16 protein-coding genes are annotated in these 17580 nt (G+C 43.8%); 8 read left to right on the forward strand and 8 right to left on the reverse strand.

Annotated elements, in window-relative coordinates; translation table 11 throughout:
* Positions 1–32: 32 nt before the first annotated feature.
* The 3 genes from A7985_RS13860 to A7985_RS13875 all read left to right on the forward strand — a co-directional run bounded on the left by A7985_RS13860 (position 33) and on the right by A7985_RS13875 (position 5132).
* On the forward strand, positions 33–1034 hold the full coding sequence (locus A7985_RS13860) for a tetratricopeptide repeat protein (protein ID WP_065791055.1): 1002 nt from the start codon (positions 33–35) through the stop codon (positions 1032–1034).
* Positions 1035–1144: 110 nt separating this feature from the next.
* On the forward strand, positions 1145–2188 hold the full coding sequence (locus A7985_RS13865; protein ID WP_065791057.1) for a fibrinogen-like YCDxxxxGGGW domain-containing protein: 1044 nt from the start codon (positions 1145–1147) through the stop codon (positions 2186–2188).
* An 880-nt stretch (positions 2189–3068) separates the two neighbouring features.
* Positions 3069–5132, forward strand: a complete 2064-nt coding sequence (locus A7985_RS13875) for a S9 family peptidase (RefSeq protein WP_256096767.1) — start codon at positions 3069–3071, stop codon at positions 5130–5132.
* A 40-nt stretch (positions 5133–5172) separates the two neighbouring features.
* On the opposite strand, the gene A7985_RS13880 is transcribed toward A7985_RS13875, so the two are convergent.
* From A7985_RS13880 to A7985_RS13900, 6 genes are all read right to left on the reverse strand, one after another.
* Positions 5173–5958 carry an ABC transporter permease gene (locus A7985_RS13880; protein ID WP_065791062.1) on the reverse strand — a complete coding sequence of 262 codons (786 nt, stop codon included), beginning with the start codon at positions 5956–5958 and terminating at the stop codon, positions 5173–5175.
* Between the two features lie 163 nt (positions 5959–6121).
* Positions 6122–6811, reverse strand: a complete 690-nt coding sequence (locus A7985_RS13885) for a hypothetical protein (protein ID WP_065791064.1) — start codon at positions 6809–6811, stop codon at positions 6122–6124.
* 122 nt (positions 6812–6933) lie between these two features.
* Positions 6934–7086: a hypothetical protein gene (locus tag A7985_RS26520; protein WP_176716748.1), complete on the reverse strand. Its 153-nt coding sequence runs from the start codon at positions 7084–7086 to the stop codon at positions 6934–6936.
* Between the two features lie 158 nt (positions 7087–7244).
* Positions 7245–8012 carry a lipoate--protein ligase family protein gene (locus A7985_RS13890; protein ID WP_065791066.1) on the reverse strand — a complete coding sequence of 256 codons (768 nt, stop codon included), beginning with the start codon at positions 8010–8012 and terminating at the stop codon, positions 7245–7247.
* Between the two features lie 71 nt (positions 8013–8083).
* Positions 8084–9001 carry a LysR family transcriptional regulator gene (locus A7985_RS13895; protein ID WP_065791068.1) on the reverse strand — a complete coding sequence of 306 codons (918 nt, stop codon included), beginning with the start codon at positions 8999–9001 and terminating at the stop codon, positions 8084–8086.
* Positions 9002–9301: 300 nt separating this feature from the next.
* On the reverse strand, positions 9302–10261 hold the full coding sequence (locus A7985_RS13900; protein ID WP_065791069.1) for an alpha/beta fold hydrolase: 960 nt from the start codon (positions 10259–10261) through the stop codon (positions 9302–9304).
* Between the two features lie 221 nt (positions 10262–10482).
* On the opposite strand from A7985_RS13900, the gene A7985_RS25805 reads away from it, so the two are divergent.
* Both A7985_RS25805 and A7985_RS13905 read left to right on the forward strand, forming a co-directional pair.
* Complete coding sequence (locus tag A7985_RS25805; RefSeq protein WP_081310576.1) at positions 10483–10659, forward strand: alternative ribosome-rescue factor A; 177 nt, start codon at positions 10483–10485, stop codon at positions 10657–10659.
* Between the two features lie 85 nt (positions 10660–10744).
* The gene (locus tag A7985_RS13905) at positions 10745–11179 is read left to right on the forward strand and encodes a hypothetical protein (protein ID WP_065791071.1); all 435 of its coding nucleotides are present in this window, start codon (positions 10745–10747) and stop codon (positions 11177–11179) included.
* 9 nt (positions 11180–11188) lie between these two features.
* Here the strand turns inward: A7985_RS13905 and A7985_RS13910 are convergent, their stop codons facing one another.
* Positions 11189–12145 carry a bile acid:sodium symporter family protein gene (locus tag A7985_RS13910; protein WP_065791072.1) on the reverse strand — a complete coding sequence of 319 codons (957 nt, stop codon included), beginning with the start codon at positions 12143–12145 and terminating at the stop codon, positions 11189–11191.
* Positions 12146–12346: 201 nt separating this feature from the next.
* Between A7985_RS13910 and A7985_RS13915 the strand changes: the two genes are divergently transcribed.
* Together A7985_RS13915 and A7985_RS13920 are read left to right on the forward strand one after the other, a co-directional pair.
* Positions 12347–13756 (forward strand): alanine/glycine:cation symporter family protein, encoded by a 1410-nt coding sequence (locus A7985_RS13915; protein WP_065791074.1) that lies wholly within the window; start codon positions 12347–12349, stop codon positions 13754–13756.
* Positions 13757–14464 (forward strand): hypothetical protein, encoded by a 708-nt coding sequence (locus A7985_RS13920; RefSeq protein WP_065791075.1) that lies wholly within the window; start codon positions 13757–13759, stop codon positions 14462–14464.
* Positions 14465–14468: 4 nt separating this feature from the next.
* Here the strand turns inward: A7985_RS13920 and A7985_RS13925 are convergent, their stop codons facing one another.
* On the reverse strand, positions 14469–15515 hold the full coding sequence (locus A7985_RS13925) for a PLP-dependent cysteine synthase family protein (RefSeq protein ID WP_065791077.1): 1047 nt from the start codon (positions 15513–15515) through the stop codon (positions 14469–14471).
* Positions 15516–15772: 257 nt separating this feature from the next.
* Here A7985_RS13925 and A7985_RS13930 point away from each other — a divergent pair, with 257 nt between their 5' ends.
* Entirely contained in the window at positions 15773–17554 is a 1782-nt protein-coding gene (locus A7985_RS13930; protein WP_065791078.1) for an ABC transporter transmembrane domain-containing protein, read from the forward strand.
* Positions 17555–17580: the final 26 nt, after the last annotated feature.

The following is a 17580-nucleotide window of genomic DNA, read 5'->3' on the forward strand; positions in this document are numbered from 1 at the left end:
GTGTAGGAGAGAACATTTGTTGGAGAGGTCGTGTGCGGTTAGCTGGGTTTGTTTTGTTGCTTGGGCTAATTTGTAACAGTACAACTGCCGCCACCATTGATGATAAAATTAAAGAAGCGGAAGATTACCTGCGTATAGATCCATCTCGTTCACTGACGATTCTTAATGCCATTCCACATATCCATGCTATGACAAACGCGCAACAAGTACGATGGCATATTGCTGCAATGCGTGCAGCAGTCCCCACCGGTGACTCGAAGTTACTTATAGATTCTTTAGAAGTGGTATTTCACCACCAAAAGCACCCTTATTTTATCGACAAACTGGTGTCTATTACGAGTGGGACTGGAATATGGCTACGTAAGCATGATTATCTACAGGATGCGCAACTAAGCTTTGAGTGTTCATACAAGTACGCCATAAATGATAGACAGCGACTGACTCTGACCAATAGCCTCGCATTGCTGGCTAGGCAGTTAAATGACTTGGAAAAAGCGAAGTCGCTCTATGTGAAGGCAAAAAAGATGGCGCGCTTAGCAGACAGAAAAAACCTGCTCGCAATTATCGAAAATAACCAAGGTATGATAGCCCTAGAAGAAGGCAATATTACATTGGCTGAGCAGCACTTTAGGGCAGCACTTGCGGGTTATCAAAATGTGGACAAACGTTCGGGGCAAATCTCTGCTGGGGTCAATTTATTGTTTGTGTTTGTGATCCAGCAGCAATGGATTAATTTTCAAAGATTATACCAACCGACAGAAACACTGGCCCAAGCTTTTCCAAATACGGCTAAGCAATCGCTCCTAATGTGGTTAAATACACGTTTCAAACATATGCAGGGTGATCCGCTCAGTGAACAAGAAAAAACCACGCTTTTATCTGCATTTGAGCAACTTGATGACGACAGGATTAGGGCATTAGTGAGGCTGCATCTCGCTGGCGCAATGGATGTTGTTTTACCTAAAAGGACCACCTCAAAACCCGTTCGATTCAACCGGCCTTGGTTTGAAAAAGTAAAGCAATGTGATTGGTGATTTGGTTTTAATTATCACTAAATTAAAGAATTATAAGCATATTATATTATTGAATTCATGACAGTGTATGCCATCATCGTGGTGATTTAACAATGATAAAAAGGACTATCATGACCCAATTAACCGCGCTAATTTTAGCCACGCTTTCAACTTCAACGCTCGCCTCGAATACTCAGTGGGAATTACATACCGATACTCAGTTAAATGGTGTACTTGAGCCGAGTGCTGCGCAAGTACAGAAACTGACGATAACAAGACATGCCAATCAATTTAACGCCGTTGACAGCGCGTCTCCAGATACGGCTGTGATTCAGGGTGAGCTTGAACACCCTAACACGTTTGAGCTCGGCTCTGGTGTGGTGCAACGAATCCAATTTTCAATTGCTAAAGCAGGCAGTCGCATTTATTTTCTCGGTCACGGAAGCGAGCAGCAGGGGTACCAAGGTACATGGTATGGACCAAACAATGATGCAGGTGATTTTAGGCTAGATACTAAATCAGCAGATGTATCAGTGCCGATTAACTGTGCACAAATCCTAAGTGAAAACCCTGAGGCATTGTCGGGTATTTATACCATAGATCCAGATGGCGCTGGTGCGCATGAACAATTTGAAGCCTATTGCGATATGGAAACAGACGAGGGCGGCTGGACGCTCATTGGGACTTACAGCAAGTCAGAGCCCGGCGGAAAGCAATACATCAGTGAATATGCGCCTCAACCAGATACAACGCCGACAAACCCTGCTACAGGTTTATATCAAGGCTCAATGGGGTCTTTCAGAGATATAAAAGAGCAGGTTGCATGTGACTTTGCGAGCTGCAGAAATGCATACCAAACAGCAATGAGCGAAGCTGAGCTAGAAATGGTACGTTACACATGGGGTTATTTAGATCAGCAAGAAAAGCAGAAAAATACACCGTTGCCGGATTGCCGAGCAACCTATCAAGCTACTGGCACGACGTTCACACATTGTTTGATTAACATTGATAGAAATAACACCAATGTTGTGGGTTGGCAGCGTGATATTCATGCCGGAAATCATTCTTGTTGGCTGGCGCACGGCGTGTATAGACCCACTTCACTTGGCTCATCACGATGCAGTTACCTAGCTCAGGCAAACGGGACCCGTTGGGGGCTGTTGTGGGCTCGATAAAGTGACAGGCTGAGTGCGGTCACCCGTTTAATCGCGCTCTTCACGAATGAATGGCAAAGTGCAGCGTCGCTGTTGCTTTGCCTGTTTGTTGATAAAATACATGCGTTAACTTTGTGCCTTCTAATCCAGATTAAGTGTGATCTCTGCTTAAAGGGTGTGGCATAGACGACGTTGACACCACTGTAGATCAAACACATCGCATTATTAATGATTGGCAACTAAGAAGCGTATGAAAATTAATGCCGTACCGCCGATACCGGCATTGAGAAGTATGATAAGTCTATTGTCTACACCCTCTATGCGGAGTGGTAATACAAGGACCATTTGTCCAACAAGGCATCTGCCCTGATTGACACCAGTAGTCTTTTGAAGCGATTGCTCCACCTCCGATTTCGTTTGTAGCTTCTTGATTTAATTGTTTACTACTAAGCTGTTTAATGTCTTTCTTATTTAACTTTAATTTCACTTTGAATTCCTTTTTGGTCGTTTTTTACCCACGTTTAAGTTTGCAGAATGTGATAGCGCTGTCAATTGCAAAGTAAGACATTACCCATAATACAAGTTGGCATTGCATTTTATTCATAGGTGTATACACGAAATTGATATATCTATTTGTTTTTTATTAAAAAATTATTTCACAAGCAATTTTTATTCTTTGGATGAACGCAAAAGCTCGCCCTATATTTGGGAGGCTAGAGTGAGCTGACACATTATAAATTACGATATTTCAGGTAGTTGGTCGCAATAAGCTTTTATTTGTACGGTGTATTGAGGCATCGTTATGCTCAATTGAGCAAATTGTGGTACACGGTCGTGTACTCAAGGTGACGCGTTTAGGGCATTAACTGCGTTGACTATTACAATCCCCACGAGTATGGATATGAGAAAATACAAAAACTTACACGCAGCTGTTTGTGTGGCAAATGTACTTGCAGCTACGTCATTTATGGCTAACAGTAGTCCAAATTTACCGAGTGATATTTGGCAATACGAAGATGTTTTTAACATCGAATATGCTGCTTCCCCAGAGGTTCACCCAAGCGGGTATAAAGTACTATATGAGCGTCGCGCAATGGACATTATGTCTGACAGTGTTCGCGCTAACTTGTGGGAACTAGATTTAAAGAATAAAACACACAGCCCATTATTATCTGGTAATAAGCAATATCGCAGTGCGCGTTATTCACCAGATGGCACGCGTGTGGCTTATTTGACCAATGCTGAAGGTGACAATCAACTTTATGTTCGTTGGTTAGAGAGTGGTAATACTGCTCGAATTACGAATGTTACGCACAGTGTGAACAACCTAAGCTGGTCACCGGATGGTAAATGGATAGTGTTTACTATGTTTAAGCCCAAAGCGCACAGTGGTATTTTTACAGAAATGCCAAAGAAGCCAGAAGGTGCAACATGGGCGGGTGAGGCGACCTATATTGATACCAAGCTTTATCGCAGAGACGGTGGCGGCTTCATTAAGCATGGCTATGAACATATTTATATTGTGCCATCAGAAGGTGGCACGCCACGGCAGTTAACAACGGGTGACTTTCATCACCGCTCACAGTTAACGTGGAGTGAAGACAGCAAGTCTATTTACTTTAGTGCTGATCGACACAAAGATTGGCAAGATAGACCCAGAGAGTCTGATATTTACCGCCTAGATGTGGCGACTCAAAATATTACACAAATAACCAATGAGGTTGGACCTGAGTACGGGCCTAAAATCAATTACCAAAGAAACAAGGTTGCCTACCTTGGGTTTAAAGATAAAAAACGTTCAAGTCAAAATGTCGATATATATATGATGAGCCTAAATGGCGAAGACGTTGTGAACTTAACTGGCGCTTTAGATCGTCCTATCCAGTCTCACCAATGGGATAAAAAGGGTCGAGGTTTATACTTTAGCTACGACGACCACGGCCAGCAGTACGTCGGGCATGTTACTTTAAAAGGCAAAATTACGGAAAAAATAGCCGCATTAGGTGGACAATCCTTAGGTCGACCATATACCTCTGGAGACTTTGCTGTTGCAGGTAATGGCCGCCTCGTTGTAACAGCGGCGAATACTCAACGACCGGCTGATTTGGCTTTGGTAGACAAACGCCGTAACGTATCTATGTTAACTGAACTCAACGAAGATTTTCTCGGCCATAAACAGAGTGCTGAGGTGAAGGCGTTGACGGTCAAATCTTCTGTGGATGGACGCGATATTGAGGCTTGGTATGCATTGCCCCCCAATTTCGATAGCAGCAAAAAATACCCTATGATCTTAGAAATCCACGGTGGCCCGCACACGGCATATGGTCCTAATTTCAGCACTGAAGTACAGTTAATGGCTGCAAAAGGGTATGTGGTTGTGTGGTCTAACCCCAGAGGAAGCACCTCATATGGAGAGGAGTTTGCCAACTTAATTCATCATGATTATCCCTCGAAAGATTACAATGATTTAATGGACGTTGTTGATGGTATGGTGGCCAAAAAATTCATTGATAATCACAATTTGTTCGTAACTGGTGGTTCAGGTGGCGGGGTATTAACCGCCTGGATTATCGGTAATACAGATAGGTTTAAAGCTGCGGTAGTCGCAAAACCCGTGATTAACTGGATCAGTTTTGTGCTGACAGCAGATGCATATAATTATTATGCGAAATACTGGATGCCAGGTATGCCTTGGGAAAAAACAGAGCACTTATGGAAACGCTCGCCGCTCTCTCTCGTCGGTAATGTAAAAACGCCGACGATGCTGCTAACGGGTGAATTAGATTATCGAACCCCGATGAGTGAAACAGAGCAGTACTACCAAGCATTGCAGCTACGTAATATTGATACCGCGATGGTACGCATTCCTAAAGCAGGTCACGGTATTGCGGCAAAACCAAGTAACCTTATTCAAAAGGTTGGTAATATTATTGCGTGGTTCGAAAAATATAAAAATCAGCAATAAATCACGCTAGTGAGGGCATTTCATGCTCCACTGAGTCTATTTAGGCCACAGCAACCTGTGGCCTTCCTTCACTGCTAAGTGTTCGTCTAATCACTAAATATAAGCAAAGTGTCGTCGCAATACTCATCATCACAAAAATAGCAATCATGATCATCAATTGATATTTAATGGCAACCATAGGGGAGGCTCCCCCTAATATCTGGCCTGTCATCATACCGGGAATTGTGACCAAGCCAGTGGTCGCCATAGTTGCTAACATGGGCGCTAAAGCATGCTGTAGCGCGTTTTGAACGAAAGGGCGCGTTGCTTCTATGGGTGAGGCCCCTAAAGATAGGGCGGCTTGATATTCTGGCCAACGTTCCTTAAGGGAAGAAAAAAAGCTCTGTAGACAGACAATGTTACTCGTGAGACTGTTACCAAGCAGCATACCTGCTAGCGGGATAGCGTACTGCGCATGGTAATATGGGTCTGGCTTAATGACTGCCGTCGCGAGTATCGCCAACAGTGGAAATAGCCCAGCGGCAAGGCTCATTGCAACTGGCGTAAAAAGTGTTTTAAGGGGAAGGTTGGTTTTACTAACAATCGCGGAAGTGCCCACCGCTACCATGATGACCAGCCAGCTTAGATTGACCCAGAGGTTGTTTAATTGGAATAAAAACTCTAAATACAACCCTATCATGATTAACTGTAAAGTCATTCGCCCTAAACCCACCAAAGCATCTTTGGCAAAGCCTAATTGATAATGAAAGTTAATATAAAAAGGAATGAGCAGTGTGAGGCTAAAAACCGCCAATTGCCACCATTGAATATCTATGACGCTTTGCATAATCGACACTATATTAATCTGTCCAACACGGGTTAGTTATTTATGATTCAAGCTGTGATTAAGCTAGCACTGCAGCATGACACTTTTATTGACAAAACCAGTATGAAAGAAGGTCAAAGGTGAGAAATGGGGCAAGTGTTGATAAAATTGCCCCGCGCTATTTTTATAATTGTTTAGCCCCCAAAAACTGATAATCAGAAAAAACCGTCTTTGAGGTTTCTTCAATATCAATAAAAAAAGAGAAAGTCCCACTCATTTCCATGTAGCTGCTTTTAGGCAAAACGCTGTCGTTAATTGTCTGAAATTGCATGTTTAATTTAAAATGACTAATGTCCGCTAGGGCTACGGGACTAAACTCGTCCGTGTTAATGATATTGACTTCTTCAATACTGGCAGAAGATTTATTGATTTTGACCGTTCCCATTAATTTTCCGATCGCATCTTTGCCCAGATCCGCAAGCTGGACAGGGTAAGAGAATGTGATGGTTTGGGCTGTTTCTTTTTCTATAGAGAGTGACTGTGGGTTGATAAGCTCCGTAAGTTTGATACTGTAGCCTTCATTTTCGCGCTTGGAGGCAAAGTCTTTCACTTGTTTTTGGGTCGGGCTCGCCCCATTGAGTTTAAGCAACTGCCATCGCTCTCCACGTGGGTTTTGTGGAAAATACTGCGCATAAATATCGGTTTTTTCTCCTTCCTCTATTTCATTATGATGATAAGTGAAAGCCCACTTGCCGCGTTCAGAGGCCTGAAATTTAACAATTGCTTTTTCCACAAATTGTTGATGTGTATTGGCAAAAGCCCATGTTGAGAAAGTGACAAGTAGGCAGGTAAATAAAGCGTGTTTTATAGTCATCACAAGTGCTCCTTTTTATTTAAGTATTGGAGCTAGGGTGTGAAATAGACGTGAAATGCGGTGTGGATAAAAGCCTATTTATAATCACAAAACAGGCTTTTGATATTTGCTTTGGTCCGAGACTAGCAGGTTAACCATTTGCACGCATCCGTGCCACAGGTTGAGATAGTGACAGGGTATTTACCTGCTGCAATGTGTTTCGTTAACTGGCTAGGGAGGCGTTTTTGATCCGCGCTGAGTGTTTTTAGTGCTTTCGCTTTTAATTTCAACTTCATGATATTTTCCTTGTTTTATCAAAAATGAGTTATTCACATTGATATCCGTACAACTATCAATCAGACATCAGCATTGTTGCTGTGAAGTTAAAAATTAACATGTTTGTTCGTGGTTTCTCAATGCCTTTTTGTACAGCGCTCTCTGACTATGTATTGAACTAAGCCTTTTTGAAGTCTTCAATACTGAGTAATAGCTCTCGCCGTAAAACTTCGGTTAATCTTCCTGCTGTGTAAGAACCAGATAGGTGTCTATCGACGCTCGTTGACGCGGCGGGATCATAGAGATTATCAGCGCCTGAGAGCTTATAAAACTGATTAACAATGGCGGTTGTGTGCTGTGGATCGGCTTCCACCATAATCATAGCTTGTGCGAGAACGCCTCTGTGCAACCCATGGCTATTTGAAGGCGACAGCGTAATGCGTTGAGCAGTCCCTGTGACCTTGAGTGATTCAATATTTAAATTGAAACGTCCATCACAATAAGCTCCGGGAGTTTCACCATATTCACTCTGGATACCTAAGCTATTTAGTGCGCTGCGAATAGGTTCACATAATGCGATGTAAATTTCATCCACATCGAGTGTGTGAGCTTTGGTTTGTGCAAATATCAAAGAGAAGTTTAAAATCCCCGGGCCGTGGGGGACAGCAGTGCCACCGCTATCTCTCACTGCAACAGGCCAATCAAGCTGAGACAATGTTTGGCATGCTTGTTCAAAATGAGGAAGCTTCGCTTCTTTGCGGCTTACAATGAGTGATTGCGGGCATTCCCACAAGCGAATTGTTGCAGGTAATGCGCCTTTGGCGATTTGTTTTAATAAATCAGCATCCAGTGCAAGTGCTTTGCCTGTATTTTGTGCAATAGGCTCGTTGAGGATACGCCATTGGTGAGATTGATATAATCGTTTTGCGAGTGCTTTCTCTGTCATGAGCCATTACTTCCTTTGATTAACGTGTTACGCACCGTGGTTTAGTGTAGACGTAAAAGCCTTATGTGTATTTAACCTTTATCTGGCAATGCTAAGTTTGATGTCGGCATCTTCATACTCTGGTACCTGAGCTCACCTAGAAATGCCCGCGCCGCAGGGCCTAAGCTGTCACCATCAACAAAGGTAAGATGCAATTGAGCTTTACGGGTGCGTCCAGATTGCAAATCTAACGGAATAAGTTCACCTTTTTTTAGCGCTTGCTCTATCAGTGGGACAGGTAGCCAAGCAAAGCCGAAACCCTCTTTTATCATGTCTATAGATGTACGCATATGGCTAACTGTCCAGCGTTGGGATGCTTGCAACCACCCTGAATCATGGCTTTTGGCAACGGCGGAGTCTCGTACAACAATTTGTCGGTGCGACTTGAGATCTTCTAGGGTAAGTTGTCGCTTGGCTTGATGCAGTGGATGCTCAGGACTGGCGACGGCAACAAAATCGATCTGGCATAACTCTTCGCTGAATAGGCCTTCTAATGTAAAAGCGGAAACTGCGATGTCTACGAGCGCATTTTCAAGTTGCTCATTTGCACCGTTTAGCACGGATTCAACTAATTCAATACGTAAAAAAGGAAACTCACTGGACACCTTATCAAGTACTTGATACAGCATGTGTGAGGGAAATATCTCGTCAATGGCAATGCGCAGCTTTGTTTCTACCCCTTCAGCCAGATTGGTGCCAATGGTTTCTACTTTGGACGCTTCGTCCAGCAGGTACTCCACTCTACGCAGCATCATCTCACCCGCTTCCGTCAATACTGTTTTTCGCCCTTCGATGCGAAACAGTTTCACGCCCAATGCGGTTTCAATTTTATTAACCGAATTATGAATACTGGACTGGCTTTTATGGATTTGCTGAGAAGCTTGATTGAACCCCCCAAAGTCAACAACCGCTTTAAACATCCTCCATTGCTCTAAGGTGACTCTGAGCATGATAATTCCTACCTTTTAATATCTGGTGAGTACGATAAAAATAAACCAACTCGAATGATACACTATCATAAGTATAATATTCATTCTCTATTTGAGAATAGTGCGGGATGCAATATGGTGGTTAATTGAACAGTCTATTTTAGGGCTTACTTTTCAATTTAATTTATTCTATTCAGTTACAGTACAGTCGGTTACGTTAAAGTCTAAGCTCCCAAGCACTGGAGCTCATCGGTTGATAGGTGGGCTTTTTTCTCTCGCTTTGACGTGGTCATTGGTGCCTATCAATAGTCACTGCACATATTATTGCAATGGTTCTTTCCCCCAATCTGGCTTTTGTGCTTTTTGCGCTAATTTTTTGGCACGTTTTGCTTCACTTTTTCGTACATGTTTAGAGATCCATTTGATCAGTTTAGGCGTGAGTTCGGGTGGAAAGTTATGGCCCATTCCCGGTACGATTTTGAGTTTGGACTTGCGGATCTGCTGAGCTGTTTTTTCACCTTCTTGACTGGGAATGATGGGATCTGCCGCACCGTGGATCACCAACGTTGGTGCCTTAACTTTTGCCATCAGATTTTGCCGACTGCCACTTGCAGCCATGGCGGCAAGCTGTCTTTGAAAACCGTGCGGGTTGTATGCCCTATCAACTGTCTCTATTGCTTGTCGTTTAAGTGTGCGTTCGTCTTGTGGGTATCCGGGGCTGCCAATTAATTGATTAAGACGAATATTGTAGTTGATGGCAGCGTCGCGATTGGTTTTGCTGGGCCTCATGCCTGCCAACTGAACAAATACTTTTAAGTTTGAGTGAGTGAGCTTTAATGCAGAAGAGGTGGACATAATAGAAGTTAAACTGAGCACCTTTTTTTTCTGCTTAGCTGCAATAAGTTGCGCAATCATGCCGCCCATTGATGCGCCAACCAAATGCGCGCGCTTAACTTTAAGTGCTTTCATGAGTGCGAGCGTATCTTCTGCCATTTCCTCCAATGTATAAGGTGCTTTGGCACGCAAAGGTAAACGTGTACTGAGCCATGATTTTATCAAGCTGGGTTTGCCATAGTGCTCTAATTGCGTGGAGAGTCCGGCATCTCGATTGTCGAAACGTATTACTCTATACCCAGCATCTGCTAAGCCGTAAAACAGTTCGTCGGGCCATAGGGTCATTTGGGCACCAAGTCCCATAATCAAGATAATTGCAGGGGCCTTTTTGTCACCTTCATCTTGATAGTTTATTGAAATACCGTTGTGAATTGAGACTGATGACATAGTTACGCTTAAAGTCAGTCAACTTACTTAAAGCATTTTAGGCATAAAAGTTACAAAATGCCTGCACCTTCGAAAAAATGACGCCTATATACATAATTTCTTTCATAAATTGGGGTTCCTCTATCTTGGTATATGGGTTTCGACATGATAGTGCTTGCGCAGTGAGTAGTGAGCATGAATAATAATGCTGCACATAAAAATCAATTTAATATGGAAACATGATGAGTAAAAAAACACCCCATGCGCATCAGCGCGGTGAGATAAACGACAATGCGCTTAAGGCATTGGTGACCAGCCCGTTGTTCAAGAGCAAGGTAGAAAAAGCGAAAAAAGGCAAAGGCAGCTTTCGCAGAAAGGCGAAACATCAAGGCCAAGAGCCTTATTTTATGGCAGCGTAAGATAAGCTACGGCGAGCTATAAAATAAGACTTTTGAACTTTCATGCCCACTTTTAAAGCGACTGACTAACTAGAAGGGATTTATCATGTATCGTAAGTATGTGCTTACTGTTATTTTGACGCTATTCTTCCTGAGTGGATGTCAGTCAACTACATTCACGTATAACCCTGAAAACCATGCCCAGAGCAGTTTAGCTGAAGTGCTTTTAGAGCAGGGACCTCGTCGCTATGCGAATGATTATCTAGCCGAAATAGAGTACATCTGGAATGAGCAGGGGGAAGAGTTAAGTGGGCGGTTACCCTATGTCAGTGCAACATTTTCGACCATGAAAATGCAGCCCGGTGTATACCGAATTCAAGCTAAGTGCGCCAATGCGAAATTTGCAGGCAGTGTAGAAGGGATTTTCAATTTTCAAGCAAATGGCCAATATCGTATTTACTGCGAACAAAAAAAAGACCGCAACACACTGGGGTTTGCAGTCTCTACTCATGTGTCCTTAAAACTTGAAACACGCAAGTGACAACTTTGGTTAATTTGATAACTGTTTGTTTTGCACCTGCGTTTGTGGCGGTTCATCAAGTGTTGGGCGTCTGCACCAAAAACTTGCCAAAATAGAACCACTGATATTGTGCCAAATTGAAAATAAAGTGCCTGCTAACGCTGCGCCTGGGGCAAAAAACTTCATGGCAAGGGCGACCGCGAGGCCTGAGTTTTGCAGTCCGACTTCAAAAGCTATCGTGCGACAAATACGCTCTGGGCAGCCACACCAACGCGCGACCCAATAACCAGATAGGAGGCCAATACTATTGTGTAGGATAACTGCAATTAGAATAACTGGGCCAAGTGAACTGATCTGGGCTTTATTTAATGCAACAATGACTGCAATGATAAAAATGATGGCAAGCATTGATATAAGCGGTAATACGGATTGAATCGTTTTTACTGCCTTTCCAAAAAGCATATTTATTGCGAGCCCTAGCATGACTGGTGCGAGTACAATTTTTACCAGATTGAGCATCATCGCCATGACAGGAATATCCACGAGTTGCCCGGCATAGAGTGAAATTAAATAAGGAGTTAAGACCACGCCTAATAAGGTGCTGACAGCGGTCATAGAAATTGAGAGCGCGACATCCCCTTTAGCTAAAAAGCACATCACGTTGCTGGCTGTGCCGCCTGCAACACAGCCCACTAAGATCATGCCAATACTGAGGGTCGTATCGAGTTGTAAAGCATAAACAATCCCTATCGCAACGAGCGGCATAATCAAATATTGCAGCGACACACCAAGCGCGACGGCTTTCAGTGATTTGGCAACACGGCTGAAATCACGCAGCGTTAGTGTTAGGCCCATACTTAACATTATCAGGCTGAGCAACGGAATAATTGCGGATTTAAACTGTGAGAAACTCTCTGGCGCTGTATATGCAATCGCGCTTAATAGTAAAGCCCATAGCGGAAAGAGCTGAATAATACGATTTAACATGGAATATCGACTCGGTTGATTAGATGTGCCATTAAACCTCAACAATGTGTAGTGAGTGTGGTTGTATTGATTAAATGGTTAATTTGTACAATGTTTACACTGTTTGGTATGTTAACAATCAGTTACTTCAAGTCAAGCATGCAAAGTGCTTGTGGTAAGCATTAAATCTAAGCAACCAATGCGCTGATCAAGGTAGGTATTATGAGTGAGTATATTGTCGGGCCTATGAACAATCTTTTGTGGGGAAATGGTCAGCTCCTTATTTACGTTTTATTGTTTGCTGGCGTTTGGTTTAGCGTGAAGTTGCGCTTCATCCAGTTGCGAGACTTTACGCACATGTTCAAATTACTAAAGCAAGATGGCCAGTCAGATCCTAAAGGGATTAGCTCGTTTCAAGCTTTGTGTACGGGGTTAAGTGCGCGTGTTGGTACCGGTAATTTGGCGGGCGTAGCGATGGCTATCTCGTTGGGTGGGAGCGGCGCGGTATTTTGGATGTGGGTTATCGCACTGCTTGGAATGGCAACTGGATTTGCTGAGAGTGTCCTTGGCCAACTATATAAGGTGCGAGATAGTCATCAGGAATTTCGAGGAGGGCCTGCCTATTACATTCGTTCTGGACTCAACAATAAATGGCTAGCTGTGTTGTTTTCACTTTGCTTATTTTTGGGTTATGGCGCTAGTTTTAGCGCGATGCAGGCAAACACTATTGCCGAAGCGTTGAATAATACCTTTTCAATACCAACCCATATCAGCGGTCTGGTCATAGCAGCTGTTGCGGGTGTCATTGTGCTTGGCGGCTTTAAACGTATCGCGAGATTTGCAGAGTTGGTGGTCCCTTGGATGGGATTGGCATTTATTGCGACGGCGGTGATTATCGCTGCGATGCATATCACGGAAATTCCCGCACTGATTTTCGATATTGTCATGTCGGCTTTTGGCTTGACCGAAGCCTCTGCAGGCGCACTGGGCGCGGCGATAAAAAGTGGCATTCAGCGTGGCATGTACTCAAATGAGGCGGGAGCAGGGAGTGTGCCTCATGCCGCAGCTGGGGCTGCACCAAAGCCGAACCACCCTGTGGCACAAGGTTACATTCAAATGTTGGGTGTATTTTTAGATACCATTGTACTGTGCAGCTGCACCGCTTTGGTTGTGTTGCTTGCCGGAGTCGGTTCTACAGGCGAAATTGCAGGTATTGGCGTAACACAATATGCGATGTCTCAGCATTTTGGCGAGTATGGTGATGACTTTATTGCAGCTGCTATTACGTTGTTTGCATTTACGTCTGTGGTTGCCAACTATGCTTATGCGGAGAGCAATTTGCACTTTTTTCGTTTAGACAATAAATGGGGGAAGGGTGGATATACGCTGATATATTTATGCATGGTCGTTTGGGGAGCAAATGCCAGTTTGAAAGAAGCTTGGAATTTAGCCGATATGTCACTGGGGCTGATGACCTTAGTCAACATCTATGCCATTGTGCAGTTAACACCAACGATAGTGAATCTGCTGCGTGATTATACCGCGAAAAAGCGTGCGGGTGGAGCGATGGAATTCCGTTGCAATGAAGTCAAGATTCAAGGGCAGGTTGCTGACAATGTGTGGAAAAATTAAATGATAAATTGGTTTAAGCGCTACTTTTCTAAATCACAGAGGACGATTGACGGACAACTTTTGGATGTACATTGTTGTTCAGCCAACATGTTGGGCCTGAGTAAGGTCGCGGTGCTGCAGGCTGTATTAAAAGACTCTTTGGACAACCCGTTTATTACGGTGCGTTATCATTTAGGAAGAAGGCGCACAGATCCGCTCACCGCCGTGTTTGAAAGCGTCGCACTGGTAGATATCGACAAACTACTGACTTCCAATCGTTGGGAAATCCGCGCAGAAAATCAATGGCATAGAGGAGTGTATACCCTTGTCTTTGGAAAGGATTGCCTTATTGATATTCTAAACACTCGGTCGCTTATTTACACAGACGCAGAGCAAGGTGAGGTACTTTCATTTTTAAGCCTAGATAGCCAAACGAGTTTAAATCAACCTATATATCGTCATATCATCCCCCTCATGCTGAAAAGCTACGGACGTCAATTTTCGAAAAAGCAGTCTTCTGAGCAGACATTTTTAGAGGTTAAGATATTGAAAGTGCTTATGGAAAGCTACCTTGAAACGATGACAGGCTCGCAATCTCAGTTGTGGGATGAGCAGGCTAGAACCTTGACCAAAAAGAAGTTTATCGAGTGTTTAGCAGCCAATCATGTTGGCCGCTATACTGATAAGCAAATCACACAAGCGTGTGAAATCTTGGAAGTACTTTCGTGACGAGTTACGCGCTAAACCACTCATTTAACTTGGCTTGGTAGGGAGCAATATCCCCAATTTGCTCTTTAACCCACTCTGGATTGTAATAAGTATCCAGATAACGATTACCGCTGTCGCAGATAAGCGTCACGATTGCCCCACCTCGATTGTCATTTTTCATTTTTTCAGCGGCACACAGTGCGCCCCATAGGTTTGTTCCAGTAGAAGGGCCGGCTTTTCGACCGGTAAACTCTTCTAGCCAGAGCATCGCAGCAATACTGGCTGCATCTGGTACTTGCATCATATGGTCGATTACATCAGGCTGAAACGATTTCTCTACTTTTGGACGGCCAATACCTTCGATGCGGCTCGATCTTCCGGTACAAACAGCGTCATTTTTTTGTGTATAGCCCTCGTAAAATGCAGAAAATTCAGGGTCAACAACCATCAGCTCTGTCTCATAGCCCTTGTATAAAATATAACGGCCAAGTGTCGCTGACGTACCCCCTGTTCCAGCACCCATCACGACGAGATCGGGCACGGGGTGAGGCTCATACTTCATTTGATTAAAAATACTTTCAGCAATATTGTTATTACCGCGCCAGTCAGTCGCTCGCTCAGCGTACATAAATTGGTCCATAAAGTAGCCATTGAGCTTTTCCGCCAACTCGACAGCTGCGTCATGCATATCTGTCGCGCATTCGACAAAATGACACTGCCCGCCGTAAAATTGAATTTGATCAATTTTGCTTTGCGCCGTTGAGGCGGGCATTACCGCGACAAATGGCACACCTATCATTTGTGCAAAATACGCTTCCGATACCGCAGTACTGCCAGAGGATGCCTCAATGACAGGCGTGCCTTCTTTTATTTTGCCATTGCACAAGGCATACAAAAAAAGCGAACGTGCCAGGCGGTGTTTTAAACTGCCAGTAGGGTGAGTGCTTTCGTCTTTGAGGTACAAATAGATGTCGTTGAACTGGGGAATTTGAAATTTAAATAGGTGTGTATCAGCGGAACGGTTTTGATCCGCTTCTATTTTGGCGATGCTCTGTTTTACCCAGTTTTTCATTTTGTCTCACTCCTACTCGCGTTGGCCTGTGCACTAAGTGTAGTTTAATTTAGCTTATATTCTTTTTGGTTATAACTTATTCTACAATCAAATTGTGTGTATTTTAAGCTTTATTTCAGTATTTTCTCCAGATGATCCAATTGGAATGGTTGTTTTTTTACAGACTGAGCTGTGGCAAACTTAGGGGGTAATCCTGCTGTCGATACCATTATTTCCTTGACGACGGCCCGCACGTTTTTGAAGTTAAGGGGTATATAATGTGTGCACAACAAACTCAGCCCAAGCGGGCTTATACTAGCTTGCTACCTATTTTGTCATTTATTAAACCCTACAAGTGGGTTGGTGTATTGGCGCTATTAGCTTTAATTGTCACTGCCGGTCTGAATTTATCCATTGGCCAAGCTGTTAAGTTTGTTATCGACAATGGCTTTATTGCAGGCTCAAAAGAAGAGTTAACCGAAGCCGTAAGTGGTCTTATCATACTGATTTCATTGGTGGCGATTGGTACATTTAGTCGATTCTATTTGATTAGTTGGTTAGGAGAGCGTGTCAGTGCCGATATTCGGCAGGCGGTTTTTAATCAAATTGTTCACTTACACCCCAGTTATTTTGAAGAGAACCGCAGCGGTGAACTCATGTCTCGTCTTACCACGGATACGACGCTATTGCAGTCGATTGTTGGATCCGTCCTCTCCATGGCACTCAGAAGTTCGTTAGTTTTAATTGGTGGCCTCGTTATGTTAATGGTGACTAATTTAAAACTCACGTTGATAGTCGTTGCGTGTGTGCCCGTAATATTGGTGCCCATCATGATATTTGGTCGGCGGGTGCGTAAATTGGCTGAAAATAGCCAAAGTGCCATTGCGGATATCAGTACTTATGCTGGTGAGGTGATTCAACATATCAAAGTTGTGCAAAGTTACACCCATGAAGAAAGGGAGAAAGGAGCGTTTGGTGGTGAGGTTGAAAAGGCCTTTGATGTTGCCAAGCAAAGAATTAAACAGCGAGCGTTGTTAATTGCAGCTGTGATTCTTCTGACCTTTAGCGCGATCAGTGCCATGTTATGGGTTGGTGGTATGGATGTCTTAGAAGGCCGTATGAGTGGCGGCGAACTGGGGGCATTTGTATTCTATGCCATCATGGTGGCAATGTCGGTGGCAACGATAGCTGAAGTCTACGGTGAATTGCAGCGTGCAGCAGGGGCGGCAAGCCGCCTTGTAGAGATATTGCAAATAAAAAGTGCAATCAAAGATGCGACAATACCCGTCGAGATGAAAGAGGGTGAACCTACCGCAATTGCTTTCAACAATGTGAGTTTTAATTACCCTTCAAGGCCGGACTCACCAGCGCTAAAAGCCGTAAATTTGGACATTGAACAGGGTAAAATTGTCGCTCTGGTTGGCCCATCAGGTGCCGGTAAAACCACGTTGTTTGAGCTGTTGCAACGGTTTTATGACCCGCAAGTTGGTGAAATCCAGCGTAATGGAGAAGCCATTAAATCGCTCTCATTGACCGATCTTCGACAAAGCATGGGAATGGTTCCACAGCAACCTGTGCTGTTTAGTTCAGATGTTTGGCACAATATTCGTTACGGTAACCCGGATGCGTCTGATGAACAAGTTATTGAAGCCGCTAAGAGAGCACATGCTCATGACTTTATAATGCAATTACCCGAAGGGTATGGGAGCTTTTTGGGGGAGCAAGGTGTAAGGCTATCAGGAGGCCAAAAACAGCGTATTGCCATTGCTCGTGCAATATTGAAAGACCCAGATGTATTACTGTTAGATGAAGCAACCAGCGCGTTAGATGCACAGAGCGAGTTTCACGTTCAGGCCGCTTTGAATGAATTGATGCATACCCGAACGACCCTGATCATTGCGCACCGTCTTGCTACGGTAACGCACGCAGATATGATTGTGGTGATGGATAAAGGAGAAATTGTTGCCACGGGGACACATGAGTCGCTATTAGAAAAATCTCCCTTGTATCAAAGACTATGTGAATTGCAGTTTGAGAAAGCCAAATCGGGCTCGATATAAGGAGCTCGGCTGCCATTAGTTGTGGC

It is taken from the genome of Pseudoalteromonas luteoviolacea, from assembly GCF_001696455.1.
Taxonomy (GTDB): domain Bacteria; phylum Pseudomonadota; class Gammaproteobacteria; order Enterobacterales; family Alteromonadaceae; genus Pseudoalteromonas; species Pseudoalteromonas luteoviolacea_C.

Coding starts and splice junctions, on each gene's coding strand:
- A7985_RS13930 (WP_065791078.1), top strand. CDS start 15,773: ATGTGTGCACAACAAACTCAGCCCAAGCGGGCTTATACTAGCTTGCTA.
- A7985_RS13880 (WP_065791062.1), bottom strand. CDS start 5,958: ATGCAAAGCGTCATAGATATTCAATGGTGGCAATTGGCGGTTTTTAGC.
- A7985_RS13885 (WP_065791064.1), bottom strand. CDS start 6,811: ATGACTATAAAACACGCTTTATTTACCTGCCTACTTGTCACTTTCTCA.
- A7985_RS13900 (WP_065791069.1), bottom strand. CDS start 10,261: ATGTCATCAGTCTCAATTCACAACGGTATTTCAATAAACTATCAAGAT.
- A7985_RS13910 (WP_065791072.1), bottom strand. CDS start 12,145: ATGTTAAATCGTATTATTCAGCTCTTTCCGCTATGGGCTTTACTATTA.
- A7985_RS13895 (WP_065791068.1), bottom strand. CDS start 9,001: ATGCTCAGAGTCACCTTAGAGCAATGGAGGATGTTTAAAGCGGTTGTT.
- A7985_RS13875 (WP_256096767.1), top strand. CDS start 3,069: ATGAGAAAATACAAAAACTTACACGCAGCTGTTTGTGTGGCAAATGTA.
- A7985_RS13925 (WP_065791077.1), bottom strand. CDS start 15,515: ATGAAAAACTGGGTAAAACAGAGCATCGCCAAAATAGAAGCGGATCAA.
- A7985_RS25805 (WP_081310576.1), top strand. CDS start 10,483: ATGAGTAAAAAAACACCCCATGCGCATCAGCGCGGTGAGATAAACGAC.
- A7985_RS13915 (WP_065791074.1), top strand. CDS start 12,347: ATGAGTGAGTATATTGTCGGGCCTATGAACAATCTTTTGTGGGGAAAT.
- A7985_RS13920 (WP_065791075.1), top strand. CDS start 13,757: ATGATAAATTGGTTTAAGCGCTACTTTTCTAAATCACAGAGGACGATT.
- A7985_RS26520 (WP_176716748.1), bottom strand. CDS start 7,086: ATGAAGTTGAAATTAAAAGCGAAAGCACTAAAAACACTCAGCGCGGAT.
- A7985_RS13865 (WP_065791057.1), top strand. CDS start 1,145: ATGACCCAATTAACCGCGCTAATTTTAGCCACGCTTTCAACTTCAACG.
- A7985_RS13905 (WP_065791071.1), top strand. CDS start 10,745: ATGTATCGTAAGTATGTGCTTACTGTTATTTTGACGCTATTCTTCCTG.
- A7985_RS13890 (WP_065791066.1), bottom strand. CDS start 8,012: ATGACAGAGAAAGCACTCGCAAAACGATTATATCAATCTCACCAATGG.